Origin of the sequence: Actinoplanes sp. TFC3 (assembly GCF_001553785.1) — a bacterium.
Lineage (GTDB): Bacteria > Actinomycetota > Actinomycetes > Mycobacteriales > Micromonosporaceae > Actinoplanes.
Genome location: NZ_LOJP01000001.1, coordinates 5,440,917 through 5,460,685 on the forward strand (window position 1 = coordinate 5,440,917; position 19,769 = coordinate 5,460,685).

General features: G+C 66.2%; 19 protein-coding genes and 3 pseudogenes. 7 read left to right on the forward strand and 15 right to left on the reverse strand.

Features of this window, described 5'->3' with window-relative positions; translation table 11 throughout:
• Nucleotides 1-69 precede the first annotated feature (69 nt).
• The 3 genes from TFC3_RS24470 to TFC3_RS24480 all read left to right on the forward strand — a co-directional run bounded on the left by TFC3_RS24470 (nt 70) and on the right by TFC3_RS24480 (nt 3,701).
• A complete protein-coding gene (locus tag TFC3_RS24470; RefSeq protein WP_067504310.1) occupies nt 70-777 on the forward strand; it encodes a hypothetical protein in 708 nt (235 codons plus the stop codon).
• A gap of 576 nt (nt 778-1,353) precedes the next feature.
• On the forward strand, nt 1,354-3,000 hold the full coding sequence (locus TFC3_RS24475) for a hypothetical protein (protein WP_067504313.1): 1,647 nt from the start codon (nt 1,354-1,356) through the stop codon (nt 2,998-3,000).
• Between the two features lie 110 nt (nt 3,001-3,110).
• Nucleotides 3,111-3,701, forward strand: coding sequence for a hypothetical protein (locus TFC3_RS24480; protein ID WP_153040370.1), 591 nt, complete (start codon nt 3,111-3,113; stop codon nt 3,699-3,701).
• A gap of 118 nt (nt 3,702-3,819) precedes the next feature.
• Here TFC3_RS24480 and TFC3_RS24485 read toward each other — a convergent pair whose 3' ends face one another.
• Complete coding sequence (locus TFC3_RS24485) at nt 3,820-4,527, reverse strand: hypothetical protein (protein WP_067504319.1); 708 nt, start codon at nt 4,525-4,527, stop codon at nt 3,820-3,822.
• Between the two features lie 224 nt (nt 4,528-4,751).
• Here TFC3_RS24485 and TFC3_RS39600 point away from each other — a divergent pair, with 224 nt between their 5' ends.
• From TFC3_RS39600 to istB, 3 genes are all read left to right on the forward strand, one after another.
• Nucleotides 4,752-4,892, forward strand: coding sequence for a helix-turn-helix domain-containing protein (locus TFC3_RS39600; RefSeq protein ID WP_236718292.1), 141 nt, complete (start codon nt 4,752-4,754; stop codon nt 4,890-4,892).
• Nucleotides 4,893-5,135: 243 nt separating this feature from the next.
• The gene (locus TFC3_RS24490) at nt 5,136-6,164 is read left to right on the forward strand and encodes a DDE-type integrase/transposase/recombinase (protein WP_236718293.1); all 1,029 of its coding nucleotides are present in this window, start codon (nt 5,136-5,138) and stop codon (nt 6,162-6,164) included.
• Complete coding sequence (istB, locus tag TFC3_RS24495; protein ID WP_067504322.1) at nt 6,157-6,918, forward strand: IS21-like element helper ATPase IstB; 762 nt, start codon at nt 6,157-6,159, stop codon at nt 6,916-6,918. Before TFC3_RS24490 ends, istB begins: the two co-directional genes overlap by 8 nt.
• A gap of 40 nt (nt 6,919-6,958) precedes the next feature.
• Here the strand turns inward: istB and TFC3_RS37320 are convergent, their stop codons facing one another.
• The 6 genes and pseudogenes from TFC3_RS37320 to TFC3_RS24520 all read right to left on the reverse strand — a co-directional run.
• Nucleotides 6,959-7,162: a hypothetical protein gene (locus TFC3_RS37320; RefSeq protein ID WP_153040371.1), complete on the reverse strand. Its 204-nt coding sequence runs from the start codon at nt 7,160-7,162 to the stop codon at nt 6,959-6,961.
• 59 nt (nt 7,163-7,221) lie between these two features.
• Nucleotides 7,222-7,668: pseudogene (locus tag TFC3_RS24500) on the reverse strand (transposase); the annotation flags it as partial.
• 613 nt (nt 7,669-8,281) lie between these two features.
• Entirely contained in the window at nt 8,282-8,629 is a 348-nt protein-coding gene (locus TFC3_RS24505) for a GNAT family N-acetyltransferase (protein WP_201787210.1), read from the reverse strand.
• A gap of 105 nt (nt 8,630-8,734) precedes the next feature.
• Complete coding sequence (locus TFC3_RS39605; RefSeq protein WP_236718294.1) at nt 8,735-8,950, reverse strand: helix-turn-helix transcriptional regulator; 216 nt, start codon at nt 8,948-8,950, stop codon at nt 8,735-8,737.
• Between the two features lie 115 nt (nt 8,951-9,065).
• Entirely contained in the window at nt 9,066-9,473 is a 408-nt protein-coding gene (gene coaD, locus TFC3_RS24515) for a pantetheine-phosphate adenylyltransferase (RefSeq protein WP_236718295.1), read from the reverse strand.
• Nucleotides 9,474-9,609: 136 nt separating this feature from the next.
• A pseudogene (locus tag TFC3_RS24520) lies at nt 9,610-10,034 on the reverse strand (IS701 family transposase); the annotation flags it as partial.
• 51 nt (nt 10,035-10,085) lie between these two features.
• Between TFC3_RS24520 and TFC3_RS36205 the strand changes: the two are divergent.
• Nucleotides 10,086-10,918, forward strand: a protein-coding gene (locus tag TFC3_RS36205) for an IS5 family transposase (protein WP_201787212.1) whose coding sequence is annotated in 2 segments (ribosomal slippage) — nt 10,086-10,424 and nt 10,427-10,918 — 831 coding nt in all. Because the reading frame shifts where the segments join, the coding sequence is not laid out codon by codon here.
• 97 nt (nt 10,919-11,015) lie between these two features.
• On the opposite strand, the pseudogene TFC3_RS36210 reads toward TFC3_RS36205, so the two are convergent.
• The 8 genes and pseudogenes from TFC3_RS36210 to txtE form a co-directional block, all read right to left on the reverse strand.
• Nucleotides 11,016-11,397, reverse strand: a pseudogene (locus tag TFC3_RS36210) (transposase); the annotation flags it as partial.
• Nucleotides 11,398-11,543: 146 nt separating this feature from the next.
• Nucleotides 11,544-12,719: a nitric oxide synthase oxygenase gene (locus TFC3_RS24540; protein ID WP_082772275.1), complete on the reverse strand. Its 1,176-nt coding sequence runs from the start codon at nt 12,717-12,719 to the stop codon at nt 11,544-11,546.
• On the reverse strand, nt 12,716-13,999 hold the full coding sequence (locus TFC3_RS24545; protein WP_067507457.1) for a methylaspartate mutase: 1,284 nt from the start codon (nt 13,997-13,999) through the stop codon (nt 12,716-12,718). The genes TFC3_RS24540 and TFC3_RS24545 overlap by 4 nt, the downstream gene beginning before the upstream one ends.
• Nucleotides 13,996-14,391: a cobalamin B12-binding domain-containing protein gene (locus TFC3_RS24550; RefSeq protein WP_236718296.1), complete on the reverse strand. Its 396-nt coding sequence runs from the start codon at nt 14,389-14,391 to the stop codon at nt 13,996-13,998. Before TFC3_RS24550 ends, TFC3_RS24545 begins: the two co-directional genes overlap by 4 nt.
• 62 nt (nt 14,392-14,453) lie before the next feature.
• A complete protein-coding gene (locus TFC3_RS24555) occupies nt 14,454-15,446 on the reverse strand; it encodes a methyltransferase domain-containing protein (protein ID WP_067504338.1) in 993 nt (330 codons plus the stop codon).
• 53 nt (nt 15,447-15,499) lie between these two features.
• Nucleotides 15,500-16,528 (reverse strand): histidinol-phosphate transaminase, encoded by a 1,029-nt coding sequence (locus tag TFC3_RS24560; protein ID WP_161952672.1) that lies wholly within the window; start codon nt 16,526-16,528, stop codon nt 15,500-15,502.
• 26 nt (nt 16,529-16,554) lie between these two features.
• Entirely contained in the window at nt 16,555-18,477 is a 1,923-nt protein-coding gene (locus TFC3_RS24565; RefSeq protein WP_067504344.1) for a RiPP maturation radical SAM C-methyltransferase, read from the reverse strand.
• 56 nt (nt 18,478-18,533) lie between these two features.
• Nucleotides 18,534-19,754, reverse strand: coding sequence for a 4-nitrotryptophan synthase (txtE, locus tag TFC3_RS24570; RefSeq protein WP_067504347.1), 1,221 nt, complete (start codon nt 19,752-19,754; stop codon nt 18,534-18,536).
• Nucleotides 19,755-19,769 lie beyond the last annotated feature (15 nt).

Sequence of the window (19,769 nt, forward strand, 5' to 3'; positions counted from 1 at the left end):
CCCGCGTTGCCGACGCGGAGTCGCACCTCAGGTCCAGTTTCTGTCAGTGGGCTAAACCATGATGGCGGGATGGACACGACCCCTCCGGCGCACAGCGAACGTCGAGAAGCCCTGCAGACCATGACGGAGATGGTGCTGAACCTGGTGCCGGTCATCGGTGGCGCCTTCGCCGTGGCTCTGGAACAGCGCTTGAACGCAAAGGTGGATCGCCGGCGTGACGAGTGGCTGGGCGAGCTTGCCACAGGGCTGGAGGAACTCCGGGAGCGGTTCGACGGGTTCGACCCTGATGACCTGGCAGACAACGACACTTTCGTCGACGCCGTGATGACAGCGACACGGATTGCGGCGCGTAACTCCCAGCGGGAGAAGCTCGACGCGCTGCGCAACGCTGTGCTGAATGCCGCTATGCCCGGGGCTCCGGACGAGGACGATCAGCATCGCTTCTTCACCTTGATCGATGACCTGACCCCAACTCATCTGCGGCTGCTGACGCTTCTCAGCGATCCGCCGGGCTGGTTCGACCGCACAGGCCTGGAACGCCCGCAGTTCGCGATGTCGTCGAATCGCACGGTATTGGTGCAGGCCGGGATGCCAGAGCTGGCCGCAAAGGGTGACGACATGATCAAGCGGTTCTACGGCGACCTCGAACGCTGGGACCTCGTCAGTGGAGGCATCTCCGGCATGATGTCGGGCAACGCCGCCTTCAACGTCGCGACGAACGACTACGCCGCCTCCTTCCTCGCATTCATCACCGATCCTCGGGCGACAGTCGCATGACATGCCTAAGGACGCAGGCCGCAGCTTGGGCGTCACAGAGAAGCCGTTCAAGAAGCCGGGAGGCTCAGCGAAGAAGATGCTCGTGAGACCTTCGCGCTTGACGACTGCGTAACGATGACAAGAGTCGACAACCTACGCTCCTCGACTATCGCCATCCCTGGGCTGTCAACAGTTGTCGGCCCTACGCGTTGACCTGCGCGAACGCCGCAAGAAGGTGATCATCACTTGTCATCGCCGACCAGTCATTGGTAGGAATTTTCGGGGGGTAAACGGGGGCTGCCCACCGCCGCGCAGCGACCGCATCCCAGGCTGGCGCAGGTTGGTGCCCCGGCCGGACACCTCACAGACATACAACGATGTCCGGCAATCGGGCAGTAATTGATCTGAGTGCAAGCTACATGATGCTCACCCACTACCGCCTGGGCCAGCGTCGTCACCATGTGTGTGACACTCGGCCTCAGCGGCATCATGCGATCATCTTGGGGTGCTCCAGGTCATCACGGGGATGTACTTCGGTGACGTCGCGCTGAATGCGACGGAGCATCGCCGAACCCTCTACACCAACGCGGACTCTCGGTGGTCGGGCCGGTCGACCTGCCCGTGGGCAGCCTGACACCGGCGACCGACACGGAGGTCGTCAACACTGTCTTGCTTGAGTACACCGAGCGGTTGGAAGCCGTCCTGCCCGACGGCACCGAGGACTTCATGATCTCGACTGGTGGAGACGAGATCGCCGACGATCTGGCCGTTGTGCTGTCGTTCGCCTTGAACGCTACGTTCACCCCGATTCGTGAGAAGGCCGACCGCCTGATCAAAAAGCCCTCGGAGTCAACCCGACGGTTGGTGCCCGCAGACGTCCTACCCAGTACGTTCACGCCGCGTCTCGTCCTGCGCGCCGCCGACGTCGAGGCTTTGCTCGCCTTCACAACGAGCTTGCTCGCGCTCAACCGTAAAGTTTATGAGCAGGCCATGCGAGCGATGCGCCGCATCGTCACCGCCAGCGAGCGCATCGCCGAAGACCCCACACTCGCCTACACCGACTACGTCGCGGCGCTGGAATCCTTGTCGGCGGACACCGTGGTCCCTGATTCAGGGTGGGACCGTTACCCGCACGAGAAGAAGAAGATCCTCGACCCGGTGCTCGCCAAGCTGCCCGAGGAACAAACCACCGAGATGCGCTCGGCGATCCTGAAGGCTGATAAGGCGGGCATTGCCGCCCGATATAAGGCGTTTATGGATAGCCACCTTCGCCCCAGCTTTTTCCGCGAGGAAGCCGTCGGTGTGGTTCGGCCCGTGACCGGGGCCGCCCTGCCGTTGCTGGTCGCCCAGTCGTACACCACCCGTTCGAAAAGCGTCCACGAGCTCAGGGAACTGCGCCGGGAGACTTGGCTGCATGCCGGTGGCGCCCACACTGTCGATGTGCCGGACGTCGGGCTGATGCTCACCCACGAGGGCCTCAACCGGCTGGCGCGGCACGTGGTCCGGACCTTCGTCCAGCGAGGCTCGACCGAAGTCGACCGCGCCTACCGGTGGCGTGATCACCTGCCCAACGTCATCCAGGTCCGGTTGGCTCCGGAGTTCTACCTGGGACACCCCGAAGCGATGACGAAGTCCACCGCTGGCGCCAGGGCCGGCGAGTTCTTCGGCTACATCATCGAGGTCCTAGCCGGACGCGACGAGCATCTGCGCGTCGACATGCGCCCGGTACTCGAACGAATCGAACTCGCGTTGGCCACGCACCGCAAGCGCGTGGTCCGCGAGCCGATGCTGGCGATCTACCTGCTATGGCACCGGCTAATGGAAGCCCAGTTCCACCGTCCCGCGCCTGACAAGGTGCTCACGGCGGCGCTTACAGAACTGCAGGAACCGAGCATGTTCGCGTTCACCGCCGGGGTTCTGCTGGGCAGCACCCCGCCATGGTCCGTCGACGACCTGTGTGATCTCGCCGAGCAACGGTACGAGGACATGCGCCGGCGCCAGCCCGTCGAGTTGCCCCCGCGGGTAGACGCCGCGCTTTGGACGCTCGTCGCGCAGCGCCTGCGGGATGACGGCGCACCCACAACACTGATCTGCGCAGCGATCGACCGGGCGGTGAAGTGCTCGCCGGGCGACGAGGACGTCATGGGACTCGAACAATGGTTTACCTCCGGTCGATTGGACGATCTCGACCTGCAGGCGTTGATCCTCGGCCGCTCACCGCTTAAGCGCTCGGTTACGCCCTAGCGGAGGAGTGAGCGGCCGGGCGCCGTCAAGCCCCCGCACAGAACGGCCATGGCCAGTGCAGCATTCAGAATGCTCGGCCTCGCGGCAGGCTAGGGCTAGCCTTGGAAGCCGTGGATGCGGACACGTTGAGCGCTGTCGGATCGATTTCCAGCGCTGGCACGGCGGTTGTAGCACTCGGTATCGCGGTTTTGGCTTGGCGTACTGCGAACAGTTCCACGCGAGCTGCTGAGGCGCTAACCCGGATCGAGGCAGATCGTCGACACGCTGAAATGCGGCCGCAGCTCAAGGTGACCGCCGAGACGCTTGGTGAGCTGGACGGCGGTGATGACAGCTCCAGGATTCTCTACGTGAAGCTTGTGGGACCGCCTGCGCTGGAGTATCTCGACTCAATTGATGTGAAGGTGCTGCCGTTGGCGGTGCCCGTGCCGAACGCCGACGGCAAGATTGAGTACGAGGAAGAAAACTGGCCCTTCCTCTTTGTGCAAGACCCGCCGAAAGGGCCTCACTCATCCCAGGAGCGGATCGGCAAGATCAGGGTCAGCCAAAGGCGCGGATGCTTCATGGTTACTCCACCCGACGGGGACTGGTTGATCGGCATCGCGGACGATGAGCTGGAAGTTGAGTTGACCTGCCGACGTGGCGGTTATAAGCCATGGATCACGACGACCACAGTGGGCGTGCCGCGTCCTAACGGGAAATGATCTAGGCGCTGGTCGACAGCACCCGCAAACCATCGGATTACAACTTCCGCATCGCTTCATGGCGCAAGGTGTAGCCGGATAGCGCAGGACATCAGGCCGACCTGAAGTCTGGTCGCGGTCAGTCGGTGAGGGCCCGCCGTGCTCCCGGTAGCAGACCCACCAACTCACGAAGTGCCGCCTGGCGGCCGAGCAGATCGAAGGCGCGCGCCGCCGGGTATACGAGCGCATCGGTGGTCACTGACAGTGCCAACCGCAGGAAGTCTCGTGGTGTTCGTGGCATCCATTCCCGGCTTCCGTCCGGGTTCTCAATCTCTTCATAGCCGTAGGAGAGTCGCCAGAACTCCATGTGGGAAGCGCCGCAGATGAAGGCGTAGGGCCCCTTGTCCTCCGCGTGGCCGATGTCGCCCATGAACCGGGCGACGCGGTCGGTGTAGCCCGTCTTCCGCTGGCCTTCGCAGCCAACCCATACGCCCTTATGGCTGTGGTCTGGGCGAAGGCCCAGCTCACGCTCGTAGAGCGCGACCATGTCGTCGACGGTTTGACCGTATCCAGAGCCAAGTTGCACTTGCAGCTTGGCGGCGGTGCCCTGCAGCGCACAGGCGCTTTGCCGGCGCAACACATACAAGCGGGCCATCCGCGCCCGCCCGCCGATGCCGGGCTCGAGCAGCCACCACACCTGCGCCGCGGACTCCAGCACACTGCGGACCAAGGTCTCGATGGCCAGCCCGGACGACGCCCCGGACACGAGCAGCGTCCGGACCACGTTAGCGCTATCCAGCCCGGCGTCGGTCAGCAACGCGGCCGCCGCAACAACGTCCAGCGCCACCGATGACCCCCACGGCTGGCCGTCAGGGCGTGATTCGGCTGCGGCACCGGTGATGTTGTGGCTGGCTTCGGACTGCCAGCACGGCCCCCTGTCGGCGTACGGCTAGGAGTGCAGAGCCGCGTACGGCTGAACGTGCAGAGGTGAGCACAAGTTGTCCGTCGTACGTTAAATGCTGGGCGTGACGCTGTCCTGGTCGTTGTCGGGCAGATGTTGGGCGGCTGGCGATGGGGGCGTTGGATGAGCAGCGGTGGCTGGACGTGCGCCGGTTCCGGGCCTTGCACCAGGCCGGTGCGAGCGTCTCGGAGATCGCCCGCGAGACGGGCCTGAACTGGCGGACGGTCAAGAAGTATCTGGCTATGATCTGACGCCGCCGCCGCCGCCGCAGCGGCGGGGCAGGCCGGCTCGTGGGCAGGTGATCGACGCGTTCGCGCATGTCGTTGACGCGTGGCTGCGGGCGGAGTTGCTGCTCAAGGGCACGGTGATCCATGAACGGCTGGTCGAGCAGTACGGATTCACCGGCGACTACCAGCGGGTGAAGCTGTATCTGCAGCAGGCCAGGCCAGGCCAGGCCGCGGATCGCGGCCGAGCTGGGAATCAGCCCGGACCAGTTGGCCGGGCTGCACCGCCGGTTCGAGGTCATCCCGGGTGCTCAAGCCCAGGTCGACTGGGGCGACGAAGGTGCCATCCTCGCCCACGTCGGGATCCCGAAGGTCTACTCGTTCTACATGGTGCTCTCGTACTCCCGAGACCCGTTCTGCTGCTTCACCACCAGCCAGGACCTAGCCGCGTTCTGGGGCGCCCACCGGCTGGCGTTCGCCCACTTCGGCGGGGTGCCTGGCTCGATCGTCTACGACCGGACCAAGACCGTGGTCCGCCGGCACGTCGCCCCTGGCCAGGCGGTCCCGCTGCATCCCGAAGCGGTCGGGTTCGCCGGGCACTACGACTTCGACATCGACGTGCTCGCGGCCTACCGGCCGACCGGCAAAGGCCGGGTGGAACGGCAAGTCACCATCGTGCGGGACCACGTCCTGGCAGGGCGGGCGTTCTCGTCGCTGGCCGAGATCGACGCCGCGTTCATGGCGTGGGTGCCGCAGCGTCGCGGACTGCGGCACCGGACCCACGGTGAGATCATCGGGGTCCGGGCGGTCCGTGACCACGAGGCACTACGGCCGATCCCGGCCAAGCCGTATGTCGTCGCCGACCGGCATCTTCGGCACGTCGGCAAGGACTGCCTGGTCGCCTACGCCGGCAACCTCTACTCGGTGCCGGCCCACAAGGTCCGCCACCGCCAGCTGGTCGAGATCCGCGCGACCGCCGCCAGCCCAGAGCGGACCACCCTGCTGGCCACCCACTCCAGGGCGGTCGGCCGCGGCGCCCGCATCGTCGACGAGGCGCACTGGGACGGTCTGCCCGATGGCCACACCCGCGCGGTCACCACCGGCGATCCCCTCGATCCGGTGCCACAGCCACGCCGTCATCCCAGCCCGGGCAGCGACCGCGGACCGCTGCAAAACCTGCTCACCCGGGCGGCCGCGCAGGTCATCGTCGAGGCCAGGCCTCTGTCGGTCTATGAGCAGATCGCTGCGGCCAGCCCGTTCACCAACCGCCCACACCTGAAGGACTTCTCTCGTGACTGAGCTGGTCAGCAACCGCATCGAAGCCAGCGCCACCAAGCTCGGGCTGCCGCACCTGGCCAAGACGCTGCATGAGCTCGCCCGCCGCGCCGACACCGCCGCCATGGGCAACCTCGACTTCCTCGACCTGATCCTGCAAGAGGAACTCGCCGTCAAAGATGAACGCCGCTACCGCGCCGGACTGCGCCTGTCGAAGCTGCCGCACCACAAGACCCTCGACGACGACGACTTCGCCTACCAACCCGACCTGGACCCCCGCAAAGTCCGCGACCTCTCCACCCTCGTATTCGTGCAGGCCAAAGCCAACGTCGCCCTGCTCGGACCACCCGGAGTCGGCAAGACCCACATCGCCGTCGCGCTCGCGGTCGCCGCCTGCCGGGCCGGGTTCACCGTCTACTTCACCACCCTCGATGATCTGGTCCGCCAGCTCAAAGCCGCCGACGCGATCGGCTGGCTCACCCGCAAACTGCGCACCTACCTGCGCCCCCACGTCCTCGTGATCGATGGAGTCGGCTACCAGCCCCTCGAACGGCCCGAGGCCAACCTGGTTTTCCAGGTCATCTCAAAAAGGTACGAAAAAGGCTCTACGCTGCTCACCTCAAACAAAGGCTTCGGCGAATGGGGCCAGGTCTTCGGCGATGAGGTCCTGGCCACCGCCATCCTCGACCGGCTGCTGCACCACTGCGGCGTCGTCCCGATCAACGGGCCCAGCTACCGGCTCAAGAACCGCCTAACCGCGATCGAGAACGTCGCCTGAACACCCAGCAACGTCCGCGGCTCACAGCCGCCGACCAGCATCAACGCCCATCACGGCCTCTGCGATAAGAGGCGACGAGCCAGCCGACAAATACAACCAGCAGCAAGACCACCACAACAACGCTGATATGCCAGGGCTTCATGAGGTCTCCCGGATGATGAGTCGCTGAAAAGCTGATCCACGGCATGACCACGCCGCCGGCTCGTCGAGCGTATCGAACCATCACCAACCGCAGGAACGACACGTCAGCGCATCCATCGCTCTGCAAGATCAGCCGTACTTACCTCTGCACTCGAGCGAGTACACCGACACCTGGTCCCAGGCCGCGTCCTGCTGCGCCCGAGTCAGCACCCGCAGCGACTGCAGCAACTCGCTGTCCTGCGGCAACGGCCGGTGCGCCTCAGCGTCGGTGCGCAGAATGTTCGCCAGCACCATCGCGTCGAACGCATCGGACTTCCCCCGCGAGGACCGGTAACGGTCTCGATAACGCGACACCGAGAACGGGTTGATCGCGAACACCTGCCGGCCAGCCGCACGCAAACCCGTCACCAGCAAACCCTGACTCGTCTCAATCGCCACGGGCAGCTTCCCGCCCACCGGATCGTGCTCGGCCAGCAGCGCCAGTACCTGACTCAGCCCTGCCGCATCATCACCGATCCTGACCGAGGCCACCACCACGCCACTCTCGTCGACCAGCGCCACATCGTGATGATCCTGCGCCCAGTCAATCCCACACGCCACCGCCGCCACCGCGGCTCCTCTCTGTCTCGACCACAGCGAGGCGCGACGCCCTAATGGACAGTGCTTGCCGCACGACATCTCACGAGCCGTTCACCTCGCCACCGGCGGCGCCCGCACTCGCGCAAGGCTCCAGGCCTGCGACCAAACCAAGGCTCAGCCCGCCGGCGAACCACGCAAAGATCATCCTCGTCGATCACTGTGACCGCCGCCCGCCCCATACGAACTCCAAGGTCAAACCCTCACATTTAGCAGGGGTCAGGCGACGATCACGATCCACAACGAGGCGCCGATCTCGATTCCCAGGCTCAAAGGCCGACGGCTGGTACGGGCGTCCTCTGTTGCCATTAAGGCTGGTACAACACCCGCCGCCGGCATTCCAGCCTCGGCTACCAAAGCCCAGCCGCCTACGAGAACGGCACCAAAGTCCAGCCACTGACTGCCCTCAAGGTAGCTTGAGGATCAACACAGCGACCTTGTCCGTCGAATCGGTCAGGCCCACAATGCCTGCCGACGAGGCCTACGAGAGCGTCGGTCTCGGAGAACCGCCAGCTTCGCTGGCCCGTTTCGCAGCTATGCGTCGGTAAGGCTCTTTAAGAACCGGGCCTTCTTGACACAGGCGTCCTCATATCCGAGTTGTTGATAGAAGATATGGGTCTCGGTCCGGTGACGGCTGCTGTTGAGCTCCATAGCGAGGCAGCCGACCGCGCGCCTGGTCCTCGATGGCCGTCACCGGCATCCGGCCGACACCCCGGCCGAGGTACTGCTCCTCGACCACAAGGGCGAGCAGCCGCCCGAACTTCCCAGTCTTTTCCAGTATCGGCAGGACGTGCAGCGCCGCGACGCCGATCAGGGCGCCGCCGTCCTCGGCGCCGATCAGCCAGCTTGCGGGGTCCTCCAGCCAGTAGTCGAGTCGTCCGTCCAACTCTGACTCAGTGGTCGGATAGCCGATTTGATCCAGCAGGACGGTCAACGCGGGAAGGTCCTGTCGCCGAACCCGTCGTAGAAGGAGATTCATACGGAGCATCATGTTCGCCGACCGCCCCGGGTCCCAAGTCCAGGGCGCCCGGCTGCAGGCTCACCGTGCGGATACGCCCTGCTTCTCCGACGTGACCAGGCCCGCCTTCTCCAGGACGCGCAGGTGCCGCATGAGCGACGGCAACGTCATCGAGAACGGCGCCGCGAACTCGGAAACGACGGCTGGGGACTTCGCCAGCCGTCCCACAACGGCCCGGCGCGTCGGATCCGCGAGAGCGCGGAGCACGGTGTCGAGCTCGTCGCGACAGTTAGGCACGAGCCTAACTACTGGCCAAGAAAGGAGATCGGTCAACCGTGTCAACGGCGGCCGAATCCAGCATTCGCCCGTCGTCGACAAACCGGCCACGCCGAGAAAATCTGGCCGCCCCCGCTCAGGCGCGCAGAGCCCGTACCGCGGTGGACGACATCGATGCCAGCGCCGGCCGGGTAGGAACGAAGAGGGTCGTCAAGCCCAGCGTTTCGTTCATCGTGGCGAGCTCAAACTCGCGCTGGCAGTCGGTCGAGTTTCTGACCCCTCGGACGATCACGCTGCAGCCGTGCTGTTTGCAGTAGTCCACCGTCAGCCCGTGCCAGGCCGCCACCGAGACGTTCTCCCACTCCACCGGCAGGAGGCGCTCGATCTCCGTAGCTCGCGCATCGGTCGTCTGGGACGGCTGCTTGTTGCCGTTGACGGCGACCAGCACGGTCACGTGATCGAACATGTGGCGTGCCCGGCCGACGACATCGAAGTGGCCCGGCGTGAAGGGGTCGAAGGTTCCGGGATAGACCGCGTGAGTCACCAGACCAGACTAGTACTCCAGCCGCACTTTCAGGTTCGGAGTCTGCGCTAGTAGTGGCTGGTTCGGGCGCGGCATTGATGCCTGCGCCGCCAGCCTGACCACTGCCAGATATGATCTTCGTGGCTGATGCTGGTGATCAGGTGTGCCAGCAAACGTCGGACCTCGCCGAGGGGTAGGACGAGTTTGTCCCGCTCGGGATCGCTGCCCCTCTTGACGCTGCGGCGGTGGCGGCGAGGTACGCGTGGGCCCACATGGCTAGGGTGATGTGGCGGTACCAGGCGTCGTAGCGGCGGACTTGGTAGTCGTCGAGGCCGACCTCGTTCTTCGCGATTTCGAAGCATTCCTCGACCGCCCACCTCGTGCCGGCGAGGCGGATCAGTTCCTCGCCGCCCGTGTTGTCCGGCCGTAGCACAGGTAGTAGGCAAGCTCGGTGGGATCGGTGATGCCGCGCCGGATCAGCAGCCAACGGCGATAGCCGTGTGCAGCGGTGCCGGTATCTGGCAACGTAGCCACAGCCCAGTCGTAGAGTCGTGGACCTTTGACGCCGTCGCCACAGCTAAGACCGTGTGTCAGTTGGGGTCGTTGAATCGCAAGGTCATTCGTTGACCGAGTGTGGATGACGTCGAGAAGTACTGCCCGGAAGCGTTCTGGCGTCTCGCGCAGCCGTTGCTGCCGCCGCACCCGGAAAGGCATCAGGGCGGCGGTCGGCGGCGCACCGACGACCGGGCGATGCTCGCGGCGATCGTGTACGTCATGGAAGCCGGCTGCTCGTGGCGCAAGCTTCCCCACTCGTTCCCCGTGCACTGGCGCACGGCGCACCGCCGGTTCACCGAATGGGTCGAGCATGGGGTGATGACCGCCCTGCACCAGGCAACGCTCGACGTGCTCGGGGTCGCCGGGCAGATCGACTGGTCGCGGGCGAGTATCGACAGCATGCACATCCGTGCGCTCGAAAGGGGAATCTGACCGGGCCCAGCCCGGTAGACCGAGGCAAGCCCGGCTCCAAGATCCACCCCATCAGCGAACGCGGCGGGCTGCCCGTGCACGTCGACATCTCCGCCGCCAACCTCAACGACCACAAGATGCTGCAGGACATGGTCGACGGCATCCGGCCGATCCGTCAGCCCGCCGGCCGCCCACGCAAACGGCCGGCGAAGCTGCACGGCGACAAGGGCTACGCCTATCCCGGATGCCGTGAGTTACTGCATGAGCGCAACATCGTTCCGCGCATCGCTCGCCCGGGAATCGAGTCGTCGAAGCACCTGGGCCGGCACCGCTACGTCATCGAACGTTGCCTGGAATGGACCACCCGGTTCCGGCGCCTGGTCCGCCGCTACGAGCGCAAGGCTTCCCACTTCCTTGGATTCCTGCGCCTAGCCTGTGCTCTGATCTGTTTTCGACGCGCAGCCCGGCTCAACCTGCTGACCAGCAACAACCCCAACTGACACACGGTCTAAGCCTAAGTTGCTTCCAGGCCGGGTCCGGCACGCGGACGGCGAGGGTATCGGCCCGGGAACTGCCGGTCTCGGTGGGGATCTTCTGGTTGCAGGCCACGGCGAGCACGTAGGCGCCCTGCCTGCGTTGCAGGTTACAGGTCGAAACGGAACTTGCTGTCCTTGCCGTAGGCCTCGTCGGCGGTGACCCACTTCGCCGGCATGCCGGCGTCCAGGGCGCGGTTCAGCATGGTCAGGCCTTGTGCGGGTTTGGTCGCGAACCTGACTTGTTCGCCGATACCGGCTTCGGTACGCCGGGCGGGGTTGTCGCACCAGCGTTGCGGCAGATAGAGCTCGCGGTCGATCAGGGTCCGTCCTTTGCTGCTGGCGTAGGCGAGGAAAACGCCGAGCTGGCAGTTCTCGATGCGCCCGGCGGTGCCGGAGTACTGCCGCTGCACGCCGGCGGACTTGACGCCCTCCACGAGGTCTCCGTGCAGATGTTCTTCTTCGTCGATGAGCGATCTACCGGAGACCTCCCTACTTCTCGATCACCGACACGCCGCCTGTGACCCCCACCAGGCAACTGCCACCGGCACGTCTTAAACACGGCCTTGGTCAACGCCGGCCTGTGAGGTGTTCAGTGCGGGTAGGGGCACTTACCGCGGCCCCGGGCCCGGGCGTCCTCGTCGAGATAGAAGTTGGGGCGGAGGTCCGCCTGATCGTAATAGCGGTGAAAGACCGGGGTGATGCCACCAGAGACCGGGGGCACGATCCAGCTCCAGTCGGCGGGCACGGTCCGGCCCTGACGTTCCTCCTTGGCGATGTGGGTGAGGAAGCGGCGCGATTCGGTGTGGTGGTCACTGATCCTGACTCCCGCGACGGTGAAGGAGTGCAGGACAGCAACGTTGATTTCGACCAGAGCGCGGTCCCGCCACAGGGTGGACTCGCTTCTGGTGTCCAGGCCCAGGCGTTCGGCGATCACGGGCAGCAGGTTGTAGCGTTCGGTGTCGACGAGGTTGCGGGCGCCGATCTCGGTACCCATGTACCAGCCGTTGAACGGCGCGAGGGGGTAGTCGATGCCGCCGATCCGCAGCCGCATGTTGGTGATGGCCGGCACGGCGTACCAGCGCAGCCCCAGGTCGGCGAACCAGGAGTGCTCAGGGTGGGTGAGCTCCACTTCGAGGACCAGTTCACGAGGGACGTCAAAGAGCTGCGGTTTGTCATCGGGGGTGTCGATGACCAGGGGCAGAACGTCGAAGGGGCCGCCGGGAGCCTGCCAGCCGAGCCGGCGTACGACGTCGGTGAAGCCGGCGTAGCCCGGGTCGCCGGTGACGCGGCCGTCCTCACGGGGGTAGCCGGCGTAGCGGATGAGCTGGTCGTTCCACATCCGAGGGCCGGCCCGCCGAGGGGTGTCCGGCGCGAAGACGGAGATGGTAGGCCGGATCCGCCCGGTGTTGGTGGCCTGGCGCAGGTGCTCGCACAGGTGCGCATGGACCGCCTGGGGTGTGGTGGCGTCGCGTCGGTCCAGCACGCGCAGGCTGTTCCAGTACAGGCGGCCGATACAACGGCTGGAGTTGCGCCAGGCCACGCGGGCGCCGAAGGTCAGCTCATCCGCGGTATGGGTGTAGGTGCCCGTGTCCCGGATCTCGGCACGCACCTGGCGCAACCGTTCCATCAGGGTGTGCGGCTGGCCGGGTAGCTCCGCGTACAGGAGATCAAGAAATTCCCCCGCCTCGGCCTCGTCGGCTGCGGCGGCGGAGCCGGGCGGCACCGCGGGGTAGGTCCGGTGGCCGGCGCGGGTCTTGTCGCTCATCGCTTCCTCACAGGAGCCGGAAGTGCGCCGTGGTCAAACTTGCGACGGACGTAGGACAGTGAGGAAAGCAGGCCGGAAGAAGTCATCCGCACCTCCCGGCGCCCCACGTCCGGGGCGATGGGCATCGATCCCACCCGGGACCACACCAGGCGCCCGTCCGCGGCCAGCGCGCCACGTGTCCGGCCCTGGTTGTCGGGATGCAGGCAGTACGGCACGTCGAGGTAGCCCGCCCGGAAAGCGATGACCAGGGCCTGGCCCACGTCCGGATGTAAGTTCCTCACGGCGTCGACGAGAGCGGCTGCTTCGGCGTAGATGCCCGTGTCCGCCGGCGGCGGGCCGGTCTGCCGGTGAGTGCGCGCGACGGCGTCAGCGTGCTCCAGCGCTGCCACGTTCTCCGCGATGGTCGGAATGCGGCTCGCCTCGGCCTCGGTCTTGACGATGAGCCGTTCCACGCCGGCCCGGACGGTCAACTGGACGGCGTCGACGAGCAGCCGCCGTGCGCCCGCCGCGGTCTGCGGATACATCCCCATATAGGTGTAGAGCACCAGGTGCCAGTCGACGTCGGGGAACAACGTGCCCGCCAGCCGGCGCAGCGTGTGGATCGCCTCCGCGTCCTGTTCCGGGTGTGTCTGCTGGGCGTAGCTCAGCGAGATGCTGCGCAGCCCGTGCCGGACGAAGAATAGTCCTTCCAGGAGGCTGATCGCGATGAGGAGGCCCGGCGGGCACAGCTGGCCCATCATGCATCCGCCGAAGGTCTCTAGGTGTGGGCGCGCACTGGACCCGGCCAGCAGCTCGCAGGAGCGTTCCCAGCCGGTGACTGCCTCCGTCAACGGCGTCCGGCTGTAGGGCAGGCAGTAGGAGACCGGGCCTCCCTCGCTGGCGTTCAGCCCGACCGCGCCCATGACGCGGAAGATGTCCTGTGGATTGGGGGTGCCGTGCCTGACCTGGACCTGGAAGCCGGCGTCCGGAATCCCCGCCAGGACTTTCTCCGTGGTGGTCAGGGAGTGCGCGACCAGGGGATAGCCGTTCAGCGCCACCCCGTCCGCCAGCGCCCGCCGGGCAAGGTGATGCTGGCCCATCCGGGTGTAGCTGTCCAGGGTGATCGTGCCCGCCGTGACGGCCGCAGCCCGTTTTGTCGCAAGGAGTCCCTCGCGCATGACGCTCGGCACGCTCATACCCATCCGGGGCTGCACGACAAGTCTGCCCGCACTGCTGGTCTGTGCCACGTAGCGTCCGAAATCGGCGGGGACGGGACCGGCAGAGTCCAGCGCGGAGCTCATGAAGCAACCCGGACGGGCAGCCCGCACACGAACGACGTGAAGGCGGCCAGCTCTGCCGAATCGTCGAACACCGCGTCGAACCCCGCCTCGATCAGGGACGATACTTCCGCCGGCGACAGGTCACCGGAGATTCCGAGTTTCCCGCCGATCACGATGGAGGCGTGCGCCAGGTGGCTGCGCAGCTGGCCGGCAACCCGCAGCCCATCCTGGTAGCCATGCCCGTTCACACTGCTGATCACCACCAGATCGGGTGCGATCCGGGCGCATTCGGCTGTCAGGAAGTCATCGGGTGGAGCTGCCCCCAGATTCACGACGTCGCACCCAAGTTCTTCCAGCACCAGCTGCAGGAAGACGAGATTCCACGTATGCGAGTCCGAGGCCACGCTCGCCACGACTGCTGATTTTCTGCGCATAGCCCTCACACCTCTGGCAGGTGATCGTTCGGCGGGAGCGGTCAGCGGCCGGACGGAGCCGGCGCGAGGTGGAACACCTCGCTGTAGGCGATGTCGAGCGTGGTGCGCCCGGTCAACCGCCAGGAGGACTCTTCGAAAAGCGCGCACCATTCCGCGGCGGTGGGAACGTACTGACCCATCAGGGCGTGGGTCACCTCGAAGCCGAGCGTGAAGATCGGCTTGTCGCCGGTGCTCTGCCGGGGGGAGGCATACGTGTCGCTGAGGAGGAAGGTGCCGGCGTTGGGGAACGCCTGCCGGATGCCGTCCAGCGTGCGCAGGCAGGCGTCGCGGGGCCAGAAATCGTGACCGAGGAAGAACGACATCAGCGTGTCGACCTCAGCGAACTCCGGGCGATCGGCCAGCCGCTGGAGATCGCCCTCGATGATCGTGATGCGGTCCGCCAGCCCGGCGTCGGCCACCGCCCGGCAAGCCACCGCGATGGCCCCGCTGTCGCGTTCGATGCCGAGGAAGCGCCGGTCCGGGTAGGTGGTGGCGAGCCGGATGATGCGGTTGGCGCTGCCGCAGCCCAGGTCGGCCAGGAAGGCAAAGTCGTGCTCGCCGAAGAGCCGGTCGACGATGGGGTCGACGAAGTGCCTGCCATAGTCCTTGCCGGCACGGGCTATCGCCCCGCCGTCCCGGTGCCCGGGGTCGGTGGCGGCTCGGGTGGCCTCGGTGGTGAGGCGGGCCATCCGGCTGAGCATCTCGCCGTAACCGCCGACCAGCCACAGGAAGTAGCCCTTGTTGGTCCACACGTCGTCGAACGCCGGACCACCGGCCAGCACCACCGGCCCGGTCTCCACCACACGCAGGACACCGGCGTCGGCCAGGGTGGTCACGACCGCGTGCACAGCCGGCGGGTATAGGCCTCGATCCGCGGCGAACTGGTCACCATCGAGCTTGCCGTGCCGGGCCACCTCATCGAGCAGCCCGATCTCGAAGCTCGCGCTCACCGCGGCTGTGGTCACGTACGCGTTGAAAAGCGATGCAGCTGACATCTCTGTCTCCTTTCATCGGTCGGTGCCGTCTTCCGGGCGGCGACGTCAGGCGGTCAGCCGACTTCCTGACGGAGGCCGTCGGCCGCGGTCACGGCCCGGGCCAGCGCGGCGAGGGCACGGCGCATCTGCGCGGGAGTGCCGATCGAGATCCGGAGGTGCCCCGGCAGACCCATGTCGGCGGTGTCCCGTACGAGGCAGCCGAGTGCCGCCAGGCGCGCAGTGGTCCGAGGTGCTCGCGGACCGAGCCTGACCAGGACGAAGTTGCCGCGGGAGGGCGGCGACTCCAGGCCGATGGCGTGCAGTTCGCTCCGGAATTGCTCGCGTGTCTCCACAACAGCCGCGGCTGTCTCGCGCATGTGCCGCTGGTCGGCGAGGGCCGCGAGGGCGGCGTGCTGGGCCAGCCGGTTGACGCTGTAGGGCAGGGCGCCACGAGCACACTCCACCGCCGCAGTGACAGCCGGGTCGGCGATCAGGTAGCCGATCCGCAGCCCGGCCAGCCCGTACGCCTTTGAGAAGGTACGCAGCACGGCGACCCCGGATCCTTCGGCCGCCCTGGACGCGGCGGAGGTGAAGTCCGGCCCGGCGTACTCGGCGTAAGCCTCGTCGACGACCAGCAACCCGCCGCCCTCGGCAGCCGCGTCTTGAAGCACGGTCAGTTCAGGGGCGTCCAGCACCCCACCGGTCGGGTTGTGCGGGTTGCACACGAAGGCCAGCGGGGCACCATCGCGCAGGTGTTTGGCAACCTCGTCGACGGGCTGCCGGTATCCCTCGAGCGGACAGGGGACAAAGGGGCGACGGGCGGCACGCAGGCTCTCCGTATAGCTCAGGAACGTGCCGGCGGTGACGACTGTCGGCTGCCCCTCATCGGCCAGAGCCAGCGCCAAGAGCAGGATTACCTCGTCGATGCCGTTGCCGAGGGCGATGCGCTCGGGTGCGACACGGTGATGGTGCGCCAGCGCAGCGAGCAGGTCGGCGTCCGGCCGGTCGGGGTAGCGGTGCACCCTCGTCACCTGCGCGGCCAGCACCGCGAGCGCGCGAGGGCTGGCGCCGTACGGGTTCTCACCGGCATGCAGACGCAACACCGCGTCCCCCTCGTCGGGTGCCGACATCACGCCCGTGCCGGGGCGGTCGGCATCACCTGGAGTAGCACACGACCGTCATCCTCCGTCGGCTCGTCCTCGGGAAGGTCGAGCAGGACGAGGCTGATGATCCGCCCGCCCTCCTCGAAGAGCATGTTGTGCTCACGGAGCACCCTCAGCCGCTCTTCGGCAACCGGACTCGATCCCTCCGCGCGCAACACGGCTTCCTCGGTGACCGGCGCCGCCAGGCGCTTGAGTAGACGCAGCATCGCCTCGTCGGCCGGGACCTCGCGAGCCGAGCCGAACCGAGTGTCGACAATCCACTGTGAACCGTCCTCGCGGCGCTGCACTTCGAGCACCGGCTTCTCCGATCGGGCCGTCTGCTCCCGCATGCCGCGCCACTGCTCGACGAGCAGGTTCACCTCGCCCAGCCATTCCACCGCCAGCTCGTGGTACGGAGCCGGCCCGTGGTCGGTGAAGAAGTACGCCAGCTCATCGAGGTCTTCCGCCGGGAAGGGAAACGCCTTCTCGTAGAAGTCCATCGGCTTGAGTTCCAGGCCGTACTTCGCAGGATCGGTGAAGTACGGGCTGTACCGGTCGAACCGCACCAGGTACGCACCACCCGGCGGAGGCAGGTGCATCAGCAACGGCAGATCCTCGACGTATTTGCGGTACACCTCCTCGCGCTCCCCCGGAAATCCCATCAGCAGATTCCAGGCGGGGCTCATCCCGTTCCGGACGCATTTCTTCAGGAACTGGATGTTGAGGAACGCCGTGATCCCCTTGCCCATGAGCTTGAGGGTCTCCGTGGCGAGCGATTCGACGCCGGGCTGCACCCTGGTCACCCCCACCCGCACCATCGCGGCCATGTCCTGACTGCTCAGCGGCAGCTTCACCTCGTAGAAGATGGAGGGGCCGCCGGAGCGCGCCGGCAGCTGCTTGAAGACCTCGCGGGGGAAGTTCTTCGGCAAGATGTTGTCGGTGCACATGAAGCCTCTGGCCTGCCCGTAGAGGGTGGAGAGCCACTCGAACTGGCGCAGCGCCACCTCCGGAGACATCGCGCGGTAGCCCATGCCGAGACCGTTCAGACCGCAGAAGGTGCAGTGCGAGCGCTGACCCCACCAGCAGCCCCGAGAGGTCTCGAACATCAACTCCGGCTTGATCTCCGGATCCGAGCTCAGTTCGGTGCGGACCTTCTGGAAGGCCGCAAGGTAGTCGGCGAAGTCCGGCTCGAAGAAGTCGTCGATGTCGCGATCGCGTCCTACGCCCGCGGCCAGGCGTGCGTCACCGGCGTTCGCCGAGGTGACCACTCCCACGATGTTGTTGACCGCGCCCAGCCCTTCATCCAGGTAGAGCCGGACGAAATCGGGGAACGTGTGGAGGGCGGGCCCGGAGAACACGGCGTCGATGTCAGGCACGTTCCGGGCCAGGACCGCGCCCATCGGCGCCTCACAGTTGGCGCCCCCGAGCACCGCCACCGCCGCCGGGTTGCGAAGCTTCACCAGGCGGGCCATCGCGATGGATGCGTTGGTCTGCGCGAACATCGACGTGAAGCCGATGATGCCCGAGTCGGCCAGAGAATAGCGGTCGCACATCCGGTCGAGGAATTGCGGCAGCCCAGCCCGCAGGTCCAGGATGTTCGACCGGAATCCACTCCATCGAGGCCCGGTGTAGTAACGGGAGAAGTAGTCGCCCTGGTTGTCCGGAGCGTTCGGGAAAGCCAGACCACGGAACATCCACTCGCCGAGCCCGGTGAGCAGGTGTTGAAGCTGGCCGGTGATCTCCTCGTACATCTCGGCGCCGAAGTACCGAGCGAAATCCAAGTTCAGCGAGTGGACGGACGCCTCGACCCGGTCACCGAGTTCCCGCCGGGCCAGCGCCGACAGCTGGCTGAGGGCGAACGAAGGCCGGTCCCAGTCAGCGAAAGGCATGTTCACCAGATTGATCTTCATCCTGCCGTTCCTTCCTGCTGATGGTTGTGAGACGCCCATCCCCGCGTGCGTCCCTGTCAGCCGAGACTCAGCGGAAGGGAGCGCAAGGACCGGAATTCCAGGTTGCTGTTCCATTCCGGAACACCCGCCAGCCGGATCTCCGGGAAACGGGAGAACAGGGCGGTGAAGAACCATTTGATCTCGAGGCTGGCTATCTGCCGGCCGATGCACGCGTGCGGCCCGAATCCGAACGACAGGTTCTTGCCACTGTTCGGCCGGTCGAGGTCGAACTCGTCCGGGTCGTCGAACACAGCCGGATCCCGGTTGGCGGCGCCCAGGAAAAGAGCGACACGTTGTCCGCTCTTGATGCGGACGCCTCGCACGTGCACGTCCGTTGTCGCGACCCGCCAGGTGAACTGGTTCGACGCGTTGTAGCGCACCACCTCGTTCGCGGTGTTGTCCACGCACGCGGGATCCGTCAGAAAGCGAGCGATCTGGCCGGGACTGGTGGCGAACGCTAGCGTGCCGCTGCCGAGGGAACCCGGGGTCGTGGGGGCGAACAGCGCGATCAGCAGCAAAACCAGCTGGTGGACGGTCTGCTCTGGCGTGACCTCGGTCTGGTCGCTGAAACTGCCGGCCAGGCGGGCGATCACGGTGCCCGGGACGACCTTGCCCCGCTTACCCGCGACGAGCTCGAATGCATACTCGTGCAGCTCCGCGAGATGATCGAGCAGTTGGTCGAGCTCCAGCGGCTGCTCCTGGGGACCCGACCAGTAGGTCATCACCCTGTTCACATTCGGTACCACGTCATCGAGGTCCTCCTCGGGAACCCCGAATGCGTGGACAGCGGCCTGCACAGGAAGCTTCTCCGCTAGTCCAGAGACGGCATCGATCTCCGTCACGCCCTCCGGCACGCCGGCCACCAGGTCGCGGGCCACCCGCTCGATGAGCTTGCTGTAAAGGCCGTGGGCCTCATGGGTGAAGCCCGCGGTCGTGGACCTTCTCAGCGCGGCATGACGCGTGCCGTCCGTGTACATCATGACGTTCTTGGTAAACCGGTGGTAAATGTTCTCCGCCGGCAACTCCCGGCCGTTGAACTTGCCGCTGAGGATCTCTTCCATGCGCTCGGCCTTGAATCGGCGGTCACTCAGCGCGGCAGTGCAGTCCTCATATCTGGTGATGGCCCACGCGCTTAGACTGTCACACCAGTGCACCGGCTCACGCTCCGCGAGGCGGGCATAGACGGGGTACGGATCGGGAACGATACCCGGATCCGACAGCGGCGGAATGTTTCCCACGGACTACCTCCTAAT

What these genes read in the sequence shown, in the direction of transcription:
- TFC3_RS24470 (WP_067504310.1), top strand. Translation starts at nt 70, where the DNA reads ATGGACACGACCCCTCCGGCGCACAGCGAACGTCGAGAAGCCCTGCAG.
- TFC3_RS39600 (WP_236718292.1), top strand. Translation starts at nt 4,752, where the DNA reads ATGGGGGCGTTGGATGAGCAGCGGTGGCTGGACGTGCGCCGGTTCCGG.
- TFC3_RS24540 (WP_082772275.1), bottom strand. Translation starts at nt 12,719, where the DNA reads ATGAGCGACAAGACCCGCGCCGGCCACCGGACCTACCCCGCGGTGCCG.
- TFC3_RS24545 (WP_067507457.1), bottom strand. Translation starts at nt 13,999, where the DNA reads ATGAGCTCCGCGCTGGACTCTGCCGGTCCCGTCCCCGCCGATTTCGGA.
- TFC3_RS24555 (WP_067504338.1), bottom strand. Translation starts at nt 15,446, where the DNA reads ATGTCAGCTGCATCGCTTTTCAACGCGTACGTGACCACAGCCGCGGTG.
- TFC3_RS24565 (WP_067504344.1), bottom strand. Translation starts at nt 18,477, where the DNA reads ATGAAGATCAATCTGGTGAACATGCCTTTCGCTGACTGGGACCGGCCT.